At 55.1% G+C, this 12,760-nt stretch carries 9 protein-coding genes; 1 reads left to right on the top strand and 8 read right to left on the bottom strand.

Translation table 11 applies throughout. The features are described from left to right. Positions 1-82: 82 nt before the first annotated feature. From HMPREF1494_RS09810 to rfbB, 8 genes are all read right to left on the bottom strand, one after another. Positions 83-1,492: a polysaccharide biosynthesis tyrosine autokinase gene (locus tag HMPREF1494_RS09810; protein ID WP_231495405.1), complete on the bottom strand. Its 1,410-nt coding sequence runs from the start codon at positions 1,490-1,492 to the stop codon at positions 83-85. Positions 1,493-1,946: 454 nt separating this feature from the next. Beyond that, positions 1,947-2,357, bottom strand: a complete 411-nt coding sequence (locus tag HMPREF1494_RS09805; protein ID WP_231495404.1) for a hypothetical protein — start codon at positions 2,355-2,357, stop codon at positions 1,947-1,949. Between the two features lie 129 nt (positions 2,358-2,486). Then, positions 2,487-4,160, bottom strand: coding sequence for a sugar transferase (locus HMPREF1494_RS09800; RefSeq protein ID WP_034522530.1), 1,674 nt, complete (start codon positions 4,158-4,160; stop codon positions 2,487-2,489). A gap of 200 nt (positions 4,161-4,360) precedes the next feature. Next, positions 4,361-5,713 (bottom strand): FIVAR domain-containing protein, encoded by a 1,353-nt coding sequence (locus tag HMPREF1494_RS09795; RefSeq protein WP_034522526.1) that lies wholly within the window; start codon positions 5,711-5,713, stop codon positions 4,361-4,363. 130 nt (positions 5,714-5,843) lie between these two features. Beyond that, on the bottom strand, positions 5,844-7,334 hold the full coding sequence (locus HMPREF1494_RS09790) for a polysaccharide biosynthesis tyrosine autokinase (RefSeq protein WP_034522523.1): 1,491 nt from the start codon (positions 7,332-7,334) through the stop codon (positions 5,844-5,846). A gap of 55 nt (positions 7,335-7,389) precedes the next feature. Then, complete coding sequence (gene rfbA, locus HMPREF1494_RS09785) at positions 7,390-8,298, bottom strand: glucose-1-phosphate thymidylyltransferase RfbA (RefSeq protein WP_034522520.1); 909 nt, start codon at positions 8,296-8,298, stop codon at positions 7,390-7,392. Positions 8,299-8,343: 45 nt separating this feature from the next. After that, positions 8,344-9,792 carry a sugar nucleotide-binding protein gene (locus HMPREF1494_RS09780; protein ID WP_034522516.1) on the bottom strand — a complete coding sequence of 483 codons (1,449 nt, stop codon included), beginning with the start codon at positions 9,790-9,792 and terminating at the stop codon, positions 8,344-8,346. A 93-nt stretch (positions 9,793-9,885) separates the two neighbouring features. Then, the gene (rfbB, locus tag HMPREF1494_RS09775) at positions 9,886-10,908 is read right to left on the bottom strand and encodes a dTDP-glucose 4,6-dehydratase (protein ID WP_034522511.1); all 1,023 of its coding nucleotides are present in this window, start codon (positions 10,906-10,908) and stop codon (positions 9,886-9,888) included. Between the two features lie 396 nt (positions 10,909-11,304). On the opposite strand from rfbB, the gene HMPREF1494_RS09770 reads away from it, so the two are divergent. After that, positions 11,305-12,573, top strand: coding sequence for a hypothetical protein (locus HMPREF1494_RS09770; protein ID WP_034522508.1), 1,269 nt, complete (start codon positions 11,305-11,307; stop codon positions 12,571-12,573). Positions 12,574-12,760: the final 187 nt, after the last annotated feature.

Raw genomic sequence — 12,760 nt, 5'->3', positions numbered from 1 at the left:
CGGTAAACCGGTACCACAGCTTCACCACTACCATCGGAGTCCCCTTACTATGCAGACATGAACCAGTTACGTAAGCCGTTGCTTACTTCTTGGAGCGAGCGGCACGCGACTTGGACTTCTTCCTAGAGGAGGAGCCGTCTTCGTGGTCTTCGTAGTAGTAATAGCTGGAACGGCCGGCGTTGTTCACAGAGACCATATTCAACACCACACCACGAATAGCGGTCTTGGACATGCGGAATTCCTTCACCACTTCACGCAATGCCTTCTTCTGTGCAATGCCCTGCCCCACGACCAACAGCAGTACACCACCCTGTTCCGCAAATACGGCTGCATCGTTGGCCACGGTCATAGGAGCAGTATCGATGATTACGTAGTCATAACGTTCAGCGGCCTGATCAATGAGCTGGCGCATAACATCAGACCCCAAAATAATGCCAGACGGTGTCTTCTGCTCTTCGGCAGGCAACACATGCAGGAAGGATTTCCAATATGGCTGGATGGCTTCTTTGGCGGAAACTTCGCCGGCCAGCAACGAAACCAGACCGACGCCACTGTTCATGCCCAAGGCCGGAGCCACGGAGGGATGACGCACATCAGCATCAATAAGCAGCACACTCTTGCCTTTTTCAGCGAACGAGGCAGCCATGTTCACCGACACCGTCGTCTTACCCTCACGGGGGTTGGCGGAGGTAACGATGATAACGTTCGGCTGCTTCAAATCTTTCGGAGTGACAAAAGAGATGTTTGTAGTCAGACGACGGATTTCCTCTGCCGCACGTCCCCGAGGCTTGGCAATAACAGCAGGAACGCCGTCGGACACCGTGTGTGTTTTTGGCACGGAAGCGAGTATCGGATCACGAACGATGGATTGCACATCGGCAGCGTCATTAATGCCTTTATCGAACATCTCACGGATGACAGCACCCAACATCGCGATGATGGCACCCGCAACAATACCGATGGCAAGGTTTGCCTTCACGTTCGGAGAAGAAGCGGAGGTAGGTTCCACCGGGGCTTGGATAACAGCGAAGGAGACGTTAGTGCTGACGCCAGCCATCGCATCAGCTTGTTTTTTCAGCTGCTTCACCAGCTCATCGACAATACGCACGGTTTGTTTCGGATCGGAATCCGTAGCATAGATATAGATAATGGACGAAGCGTCGTTAGACACTGCCGAAACGTTGGAGCGCAAAGCTGATGGTGTGGTGTGGAGTCCCAGATTGTCTATGGTGGCTTGCAATACTTCATCGGACTGTACAAGATTTGGGTACAGGCTGGTCGGAGACGTCCCATTCGAATACTGCTGGTTCGAAGTAGCCGTATCTCCGCTGGACAATGCGGAACTATACTGTGCCAGTATCTCGGTGCTCGCCGTATACACCGGCGTGGTCGTGAATGTTTTTCCCGCGACAACGCCCACCACCGCGCAGAACAGCACAATTTCCACAATCCAGTGCTTCTTGATGGCTCTCAACACGTCCGATATAGTCATGTTCCCTCTCATTCTCACACTGAAGCGGGCACTCCACCCCACTTGCCGAGAAACGCTCAGTCTTTCGTAGGCTATCTTACCGGCCACTCTGACAAGAACAGACCCCTATTTAAAAATCGGATAAACCCCCTCTCATACCAATTCAGCATGCACCCTTACGACCGAGTGCTGCACCGACGGTACCGAACGGCAGTGCCATGTTGCCCAGCACGGACCAGTTCCACACGTAGCTCACATATCCAACACCTCGGATTCCATAGCACTCAGATCGGAACGGCCAGACACCTGCCATGGACCGGTCATGAGAGACGACAGCAGAATTGCGATGGAAGAGATAACTAGGTTTAAACACGCGTTTAGCAATGGAGCCCTACCGGGACACAGTTCAATCCGGTAAGGCTCCGTCACTAAAAAACGTCTCGTCTTTCTAATGATCAGACAGCGGAATCGAGCATCAGGCTTCTTCCGATTCGGACTTCTTGCGGCCACGCTTCTTCATCACACCCGCTTTGGCGTCAGCCACGGAGAACATCGCCACACGCTCTTCCGGATAGAAGGTTCCCTGCATGGACTGGAACGTCACCTGTCCGTCCTGAGGCTCATCAAGCTTGAAATACTTCAACACGGAGTCGAGAACCATGACATCCTTGATGTTCACAGAGGCGGTCTGCTTGCCTTCCGGCTTGCTGAACTTCACGGCATTGGCATCGGACTGCTTGCATGGTTTGACGGCAAACTGCTTGGTCTTGTCGTTGATCAGCACCTTAACATACGCCGGATATCCGAGTGCGATCGCAGTCGCCTTGTTGAAGCGCACCACATCCTTGGTAATCAGCATGGAGAGCTTGCCACGCGGTGCAGTCATATTAACTTCTTCAAAACCCTGTAATACCGACATTCTTTACTCCTATTCGAAAACAATTTTAACCAAATTTACCAATAAGTGTACTGCTTAATAACGGTAATTCAAATTCGAATAGGATTATTTTTGAATTTAATACGATCCCGTTCCACGGAATACCACTAAAACTGTTTTCGCAAGAATGGCCAAATCGCCAGTAATGGACCAATTTTCGATATAGGAAACGTCCAAATATTCACTTTGCTCTTGGGAAAGATCGGAGCGTCCGGAAACCTGCCACGGTCCGGTGATGCCGGGCTTGACCAACAGTCGCGCCGAATATAATGACCCGTAGCGCGCCACTTCCTCAGGCAGTGCGGGGCGCGGCCCCACCAGCGACATGTCACCTTTCAAGACGTTGAAGAATTGCGGGAATTCATCCAGTGAGGTCTTTCGAATAAAATGACCGATTTTGGTAATGCGCGGATCGTCTTTCATCTTGAAAATAAAACGATCGGACTGGCCACTTTCCTCTGCGAGTTTCTTCTTCAACTCCTCGGCATTGGTAACCATGGAACGGAACTTATACATTTTGAATGGGCGGCCATGCAATCCGATACGCGTCTGTGAGAAGAACACCGGACCACCATCATCCAATTTGATGGCAATGGCCACACCCAACAGCAACGGAGAGAATACGATCAGCGCAAGCGCCGAGCAAACGATATCAAGTACGCGTTTGACCGCATACGCGGAGTTGGTGTATTGCGGCAGACTGGCCAGCAGCACGGGCTGTTCCGTGGTGTTACGCAGGTACAGGCGATGGCCGCTGATGTCGGCCAACGATACGGACAACGCCAATTCCATGCCCAAGGATTCGATGGCCAGGGACATGCCATGCAGCATTTCGGAATCGCGCGACAACACATCGGCTATGTACACCTCCTGAGCACCAAGGCTTTCGCAAGTGCGCGGAAATGCCGAATTGAACGGGATTACCTTGAGTTTGTCGGCACCGGGAATGTTGGGATCCGGTACGAATGAGGTGACCACGTAGGCGTCGGGTTCATGCAGATCCGCTTCGATCGGGCAGACTGCGATCGGTTCATAGCCCCAATTGGAATAGTCGGCCATGGTGCGCAGGGCGGTATTGATGCCGACGGATGATCCGACCAGCACGGTCTTGTATTTGCACCGTCCGTTCCGACGGTTGCGATGCAGGCTCATACGCATCTGCCAACGTTCAATCACCGCCAGAAAGAACGCGATGACCGGTGCTGTGATCAGTGCGGTACGGGGCAGGTCGAGATTGAGTGTGAACGACAGGCTGCAGTACAACAGGACGGTGAGCAGCGAAGCATTGATAATCTTCGCATACAGTTCATAACCATCCGCCATGAGATGTCGATGGTACGTGCCGGCAAGTGCCAGGCACAGCACCCAAATCAAGCTGAAGCAGAACAGGAACAGCCCGAACGGCATGGATCGTACGATGGTGACGTATGCTTCACCGTTGACCAGCAGGCTGATCAGCAGCGACAGCATCACCGCGATGTCGAGAACGACCATGCAACTTACGAAAGCATATCGCCATCGTGGGCGCCGATCCGCGTTGCGTGCCCTCCGACTCCGCATACCACCCTTGTCTCCGGTCGGGAACGGCGTATTGGAGAAGGTCATTGGTTCGAAAGATGTGGAAGGTTGGCCGGAATATGCCTGATTCTGAGTTTTTGCATATGTCTGACGGTTCGTATGCGAGGAAATCATATGAATCTCCTGCGTACGGGCATGCTCGTCGAATTCGATTGCCTCACCCTGCATGGGCATACGGTCCTCTTCTCTTCGCCTCATTCATCGAACGGCTGATATCACAGTATCACATAGGTCCCCTGAAATCGGGTGCCTCAACGGTATACGGGTGCATCATCTAAGGAAACACAACAATCCTGCAAGAAAAATACCCTCTGAAGTCGGTGGTGTGCGACTATGTATCGAGCAAAAAGGGAGGCAGTCGGAATTCATTCACCTTAATCCGAAGTGTCGGATTCAGAGGTGTCGTTGGACGTACCTGAGCTCGATGGTGTGGTGGGGCTTGGAGACGGATCCACAGGAGTCGTCGACGAACTACCGTCATCCTTCGGTGTTTCGGTGGCACTTTGCGAAGGCGATTCGGATTCGGTGGAGGCCGACGGTTCAGGTACGGTTGTGGTGGCACCACGTCTGTAGGTGTTCGTGTTGCCGTTCGTATTGGTGTTGGCCTGATTTTGCGCGTCAATGGAGGCGTTCACACTGTCGGAAGCGGAGGTTATGCCGCTGACGGCGTCCTGCATGGCCTTAGTGTCCGTGCTGTTGCCGTCAATCAGCGCCTGTGCGGTGTCGATGGCGTTTTCCAGCGCCACGCGTGTGGAATTGTCGGCCACCTTGTACAGGCTGCCATCCAGTAGCTTCTGCGCGGCATCGATGGCGTCCTGCAGATTCTTACGTGCTTGATCGATGGCGTCCTGCTTCGTTTTGGCTGTCTTGCTGTCTGTCACGGCCGTGGTCGCCGAAGTCAGCGCTTTGGTGGTCTCCTTGATGCCACTGATCTGCTTGCTCATTGAGCGGGCATGCTGACGTAGCACTGAATCGGACTGTGATGCTTCGCATCCGCCTATGGTCTTCATGTTTTGCGCTTTGGTGATCGCATCGTTGAGCTTCGTCAACGTCTGCGCGTCCATCACTTGATTGGCGGTGGTGCTCTGCAATGCGGTCGCCTTCTTCAGCGCAGCGGCCATACTTGTATTGGCGGAATCGTACTTGTTTTTGGCTCGTTCGCATGTCGTGACGGCAGCGCGACGTTCCTGTGAGGTCTGACGATTATGCCATGTCAGGATCAGACCGATAATCACCGCCACCGCAATGATCGCCGTAATTACTCCTATGATGATCTTTTTGGCATTCGATGGCTGTTTAGGCAGGATTGGAACGAGTTTCAGCGGATCATGTTCAGGGTCGTTGGAAATGTCTTCGATGGAGCCAGCCGTCTTGGCTGCGGCATCCGCAGCGTTGTCGGAGGACGGCACATCGAACGCCTGCGGAATGGATGAATCCGCCAACGGCATGGTTTCAGCGGCATCCGTGACCTTGGTGGTCACAACCGGAGTTTCGACGGCAGGTGCCGTGATGGTCATCACAGGTGCGGCGTTCTCGGTCTCCGCGTCAAGTTCGGCTTTGCCCATGGAAGAGATGACCCGTCCACTCTCGGAAAGCGGCTCCTCAGTGGCGAATTCCGACTCGGAGAAGCTCAGCGGCGGAATATCCCAGAACGTATCGACGATATCACGGGAGCGGCTGGCCAACGCACCTTCAACAGGCTTGGAGTCATGCTCGTCGTTACCCATACATCCTCAATTCCGTATGCATCTGCCGATACCAGCTCTTAAATCACTAGTTTATATTCCGTTGCTCACAATATGCCAGAACGCATATGAAAGGGCTCCCGCCAATCGACGGGAGCCGCAACAACGGCAATCAGTGCCTCTTGCCCTTATGGGTACTGCGAGGCGCTCCGTCTTCGTAATAGTAGTAATAATTCGAATGCGAGTGGACCTTCTTCGGGTCGGCGAAGTTGAAGATGAAGCCGAGCACCGGCACTTCAGCAGTATGAAGCGTATCGGCGACCTCCTGCAACTCCTTCTTCTCGCACACACCACGACCGGTGACGAGCACCAGGCCTTTGGCCCAACGACCGAATACGGCACCATCGTTGGATACGCTCAGCGGGGCGGTATCGATAACCACATAGTCATACTGGGTGAGTGCCTGCTCCACCATAAGCTTCATGGTTTCGGAACCCAGCAACACACCAGCATTGGCCGGGCGCTTACCCGCAGGCAGAATGTGCAAGCTCTGCTTCCAATAGTTCTGCACCACATCCTTCGGGGTCATCTGGCCGGAAAGCACGTGCGCCAGTCCGGCAGTGCCTTCGAGTCCAAGATGATGGGCCACGGATGGGTGACGTAGATCGGCGTCGATGAGCAGCACCTTCGCGCCATCTTCGGCCAGAGCGGCCGCAGTGTTGATGGCAGTGGTGGTCTTGCCTTCGGACGGCGACGTGGAGGTGATGACGATCAGTTGCCCGACGCCACTGGTCTTGTCGGTCTGCAGGAATTCGATATTCGTGTGGATGCGGCGGAATTCCTCGGCAATGGCACCGTTCGGCTGCGATACGATGACCGGACGCTTTTCGGTAAGAGATTCATCCTGCGGCACGGAGCCCAATGCGGACGAACCAACCACGCCACGCACGTCGGAGGTATCCTCGACCTTGGTGTTCAGCAAATCCTTGATCAGTGCGGCGAATACACCCACGATAATGCCCAAAACCACACCGACTGCAAGATACAGCGCGGTCTTCGGCGAACTCTTCGAGGTCGGCGTCTGGGCCTTCTGCACGATGGACATCTTCACCGGCGACTTGTCGGAGGTGGAGTACAAATCGTTCTGGATGACGTCCTGCAGGGATTCGGCCACCGCGTTGGCGATGTCGGCGGCCTGCTTCGGATCGCCGTCCACTGCTGAGATATTTACGAACGCCGTATTGGTGGGGTTGGTGACGGTCAGTTGACCGGCCAGTTCCGCAACGGTCTCATCAAGACCGAGCTCGTTGATAACGGGCTTGAGCACCTTTTCGGTGGTGGCCAGCGTCGGATATGAAGTGATCTGATTGGAAATATAGCTGCCGCCGGTGCTCTGTTGGCTGATGTCGGCGCCTTCCTGCGAGGCGTTATAGGTAGCCATGGTCTGAGCCGTCGCCGTGTATTTCGGCGGAGCCAGGAAGGTGTAGGTGCTCACACCAGCGACTACCACCACGAATGCGATGATCGCAGTGACGATATGCTTACGAATGATTGTCAGCAGACCCATAAGGGTGATGCCGTTATCCGTCTCTTCAGATGCCCCTTGCGGCACGACAACCTGCTGAGCGTTAGTGTTCTCTGCAGAAATCACTGGATTCTCCATCTCATGTGTGCAAATCAAAAGCCTATTTTGGAATGTCCCCTCACAGGGGGTGAAGTCACCGCTTGTCGGTGTTGGGCACGAGCATGATCTCACCGTCGGCAATACCCTGCAAGTGCTGGCCGTACGGGCTTTTACCGTACCGTTCGGCAGATTCCACAAGCTGCCCACGACTAATCCACCCGTTCTCGTAGGCAATCTCCTCGACAATGGCGATTGGCAGGCCCTGCGCATGCTGCACGGTACGCACGAACTCACCCGCCTCGAACAGCGAATCCATCGTGCCCGTATCCAGCCACGCATACCCGCGGCCCAGCGTACGCACGTTCAACGCGCCCGCATCGAGATACATGCGGTTGAGGTCTGTAATCTCCAGTTCGCCACGCGGACTCGGCTTGACCTGCTTGGCGAAATCGACCACACGTTCGTCGTAGAAGTACAGGCCCGTCACCGCGTAATGCGATTTCGGCCTGGCCGGCTTCTCTTCGATCGAGATGGCCTTCTTGTTCTCGTCAAACTCAACTACGCCGTAACGTTCCGGATCGTCCACATAATAGCCGAATACACTTGCGCCCTCGCCGGATTCCGCCTTGCGTACCGCGCCGCGCAGCGTAGCGCCCAAACCATTGCCGTAGAAGATGTTGTCTCCCAGTACCAGCGCGCACGGTTCGCCGTCGATGAACTCTTCACCCAGCAGGAATGCCTGCGCCAGACCATCCGGGCTGGGTTGCACCTTGTAGGAGAAGTTCACGCCATAATGCGAACCGTCGCCCAGTAGCCTTTCGAAGTTCGGCAGATCCTTCGGCGTGGAGATAATCAGGATGTCACGGATCCCGGCCATCATCAGCACGCTGAGCGGGTAGTAGATCATCGGCTTGTCATACACCGGCAGCAACTGCTTCGACGTGACCGTGGTCAACGGGTATAGACGGGTTCCGGATCCGCCCGCCAGAATGATGCCCTTCATTGACTTCTCCTTACCTATGGCGTCCCTTCGACGAAGGAGACGGGTTCAGTTCTTCAGTTCCTTGGCAACGTATGCCTTCAGGGATTCTTCCCAATCCGGCACGTTCAGACCGGTCCGTTCAATCTTCGCGAGGTTCAGCGCCGAATTGGTCGGGCGCGGACTGACCGGGTTCTTCGCATTCGCGAAATACTGGTCGGTCGAAATCGGCTTGACCTTGTCGCCGTTGCCATTCGTTTCATCGAACACCGCCTTGGCGATGTCCGCCCAGGACTTCACCGCACCGGAACCGGTCAGGTTGTACGTGCCATATTCGGCGTTCGTATCCAGCAGGTGGAAAATCGCCTCGGCCATATCTGTGGTGAAGGTGAGCCGGCCGTACTGATCGTCCACCACGGTCACCTCATTGAGCTGGTCGTTCGGGTCGGCCACGCGATCGGAGAGCATCATCATGGTCTTCACGAAGTTATGGCCTTCACCGATCACCCACGAGCTGCGTACGATATAGTGGCGAGGCACGTTCGCCACGGCGATGTCGCCGGCGGCCTTGGTCTGCCCGTACACACCCAACGGCGCGAACGCCTCGGTCTCGCTGTGCTCCTTCTCGACGCCGTCGAACACGTAGTCCGAGCTTACGTGCACGAGCGTGATGTTGTGTTCCTTGGCGATTCCGGCCAGCAGGGCCGGTCCTTGCGCGTTCGCCTTCCATGCGATGGGTCGGCCTTCGTCGGTTTCGGCCTTGTCCACGGCCGTGTAGGCACCGGCATTGATGATCGTACCGTACAGGCTCCAATCGAACTGGTCGTATTGGGTCGGGTCGGAGAAGTCGAACGTGTCGATGTCGTTGAATTCAAAGCCTTGCAGACCGTGGGTCTCCACGTAGTCGCGGATTGCGTGGCCGAGCTGGCCGTTGCAACCGGTCACCATCGTGCGACGCGGCGCCATGGGCTTGGCGTCCTTGAGCATTGGATGATGCAGGTCGGCTTCGCTTCGTTCGGATTCCTCAAGTGGGATCGGCCACGGAATATTCAGTTCCGGGTCGGCGAGGTTCACGAAAGTGTAGGTCTTCTTCTGTTCCAGGCTCCAGTGCGCGTTCACCAGATACGTATACGCGGTGCCGTCTTCAAGGGCCTGAAAGCTGTTGCCTACGCCACGCGGCACGTAGATCGCCTTCGACGGATCCAATCGGGTCGTATACACCTGACCGAAGCTTTCGCCTGGGCGCAGGTCCACCCACGCACCGAAGATCTCGCCCGTCGCGATGGAGATGTACTTGTCCCACGGTTCGGCGTGGATGCCTCGCGTCACGCCCTTCTTCGCGTTGAAGCTAATGTTGTTCTGCACCGGTCCGAAATCCGGCAGGCCCAGTTCCAGCATCTTCGCTCGCTGCCAGTTCTCCTTGAACCAACCGCGATTGTCTCCATGCACAGGCAGATCAAACACCAGCAGGCCCGGAATGTTCGTCTCCGTGACCTTCAGTTCCTTCTCAAAATCCATATTTCCCATCTCTCCATCAGACCATTCGAATGCGGATACGACGGATTGGGCGATGAGGGACTCGAACCCCCGACACCCAATCCTTGCCAAGCCTCACTGACCTTGGGCCTTGTAGCGTGCTTCGGTCGCGGCCTTGGTCTTCTCCCACCACTGGCGGTTTTCGGTGTACCAATCGATTGTCTGCCTGAGTCCCGATTCGAAATCCGTGTGGGTCGGGGTCCAACCCAACTCCGTCTGCAGCTTCGTCGAATCGATCGCATAACGACGGTCGTGGCCCGGGCGGTCCTTTACCCAATCGAACGCATCCTCACTCTGCCCCATCATCTTCAGGATCATGCGCAGCACGGTGATGTTGTTCTTTTCGCCGTTAGCACCGATCAGATACGTTTCGCCAATACGGCCCTTGGTCAGAATCGTCCACACGCCGGAGGAATGGTCTTCGGTGTGGATCCAGTCACGCACGTTCTCACCCTTGCCGTACAGCTTCGGGCGAATGCCTTCCAAAATGTTCGTAATCTGACGCGGAATGAACTTCTCAACATGCTGATATGGACCATAGTTGTTCGAGCAGTTCGAAATGGTCGTGCGCAGTCCGTACGTGCGAGTCCATGCACGCACCAGCAGGTCGGATGCCGCCTTCGTCGACGAATACGGCGAACTCGGATGGTATGGGGTGGACTCGGTGAACTTCGCCGGATCATCCAGCGCCAGATCGCCGTACACCTCGTCGGTGCTCACGTGATGGTAGCGGATGCCATACTTACGTACTGCTTCGAGCAGACGGAACGTGCCCTCCACATTGGTGTGCAGGAACGGCTCGGGATCGGCGATGGAGTTGTCGTTGTGCGATTCCGCCGCATAATGCACGATTGCGTCGTGCCCCGGCACGATGCGATCCAGCAGATCCGCATCGCAGATATCTCCTACGACCAGCTCCACGCGGTCTTCCGGAAGTCCGGCGATGTTCTCAGGATTGCCGGCATACGTCAGCTTGTCCAATACGGTGACATGCACATCCGGATGATTATTGACCACGTAATGTACGAAGTTCGATCCGATGAAGCCGCAGCCACCGGTCACGATGATGTTCCTAGGGGTAAAGGTCTCTTCTGTCATGCCCCCGATTTTACAGCGTCCTATTCCCACACCACCCTACCGTACTTTTTTCAACAACGTGATATTTCGCGCAAACCATCAAAAGCGATATTTCATTCCACCCAAACGTATTCTCATAAGAGAAATAGCCAGATAATGATACGAAATGAAGTTCTCACCCTAATCTAAATTGCGCCATCACCACTCCACTCTCAAAAACGTTTATTTTCCTGAAAAAATAGAAATATAAACCCCCGTGATTATCCCCCGTCAACCATCTTTTGATATACTTAATTCAAGCACAGCGCTGTACTTGCCTTTTCATTCTCTCGCTTTTGCGAGCACATTACCATCAATTCGACGCACGAATTTGATTCATGAATTCATATTTTCGTGCGCCATACAGAAAGAATAATCATGCAACAATTAATCGCCAATAGTCGTATGTTTTTCATTTTCATGATGCTGTGTTGCACCCTTGCGCTATTTCCTGGCCATACGGTTACCGCATGGGCCGACGCTCCTCCATCAGCCGTGGCACAGGTCGGCGACAACACATATGCCAGCCTGCAGGCGGCAATCCAACATGTCGGCAACGGCGACTCGACCATCACATTGCTTACGGACGTCACCGAAAGCATCGACTTTACGCTTCCCGATGATGCCGATACCGCAATTCTGGATCTCGACGGACATACGCTTGCGGCAAGCGGCGGCCCCGCGATCAGCATTCCCGCCGATACCACGCTAACCATAACCGGCTCCGGCACTGTCGCCGGAGGCACCGAGTCGGCCATACTGTGCTGGGGCACGCTGATCGTCGAGAATGGTACGTTCACGTCCAGCCATACACTGATGCAATTCGGCGAAGACAGCGAAGGCATGGCGGAAGCTTACCTGGAGCACGGCACGTTCAGTGCGCCCACGATTGTCGAACGCGTCGGTGCTGCCGATTATCTCGGATACGTACAAATCGGCGGCGGCATGTTTCACGGAACGTTTCCCGCAGGATTGGATACGTTGGAGATACTGCATGGATCATTTTCCGACGTATCGAACCTAACCTCATATCTGCAACTTGCCGCTGGTCTGGCTCAGGCAGAGAACGGCATGTACGAAACCACCACATTGCGAATCATCAGCGATATTCCGCAACTCGAGCTGACCGCGAGCGCGGATATGCCCGAGTTCACCGTCTCCAGCTTGCTTGAACAGACCGGTACGAGATTGAATGCACTGGCTGATTACCGACTTGATGTCGATGAGGTTCAGCTTGCGGCACTTAACAAGCAAATCGGCTTGGCTGCGCAAGCGGTGCAAGGCGGTACCGCATTCGCCGGAGCGAATCAGGATGTCGACATCACCGCAGCACGCATCACCTCCGAAAAGATGCAGTCGCGCACCGCAACGGAAGACCATATCGCCGCCAAGGTGAATGTGATTATCAAGCCGGTTGAAGTACCAGCTCAACCTGAGGAACCCAAGGAGCCAACGACTCCCCCAGCCGAACCCAGTGAAACCCCTAGGGAGACGCCCGCAGCTCCATCTCAACAATCCATCAGCCGCAGCATGCCGAAAACCGGCATCGTCACGCTCCCGATGATCTTTGCGGCCGCGCTTCTTTTGTCCGCAACCGCAATCGTCGCTGTCATCCGAGCTCCCATTTCCCGCCGAAAGCTGAGATGATACAGCCGAACGGCCGGTCAGCAGTATGCATTATGCATACGCCGCCGGCCGTCGGCGCTTCCCAACTACGCATGAGAGGTGGAGGCGCCGGCGTTACCATCGAATTCCACAAGGCATGTCCTCATCGGACACACCCCATTTTAGGAAAAATTCCGGTAAAAAAGCCAACATAACGGCCGTTATCGGC

The organism is Bifidobacterium sp. MSTE12, from assembly GCF_000513015.1.
Classification (GTDB): Bacteria; Actinomycetota; Actinomycetes; order Actinomycetales; family Bifidobacteriaceae; genus Bifidobacterium; species Bifidobacterium dentium.
This window is presented reverse-complemented; position numbering and strand designations above follow the sequence as displayed.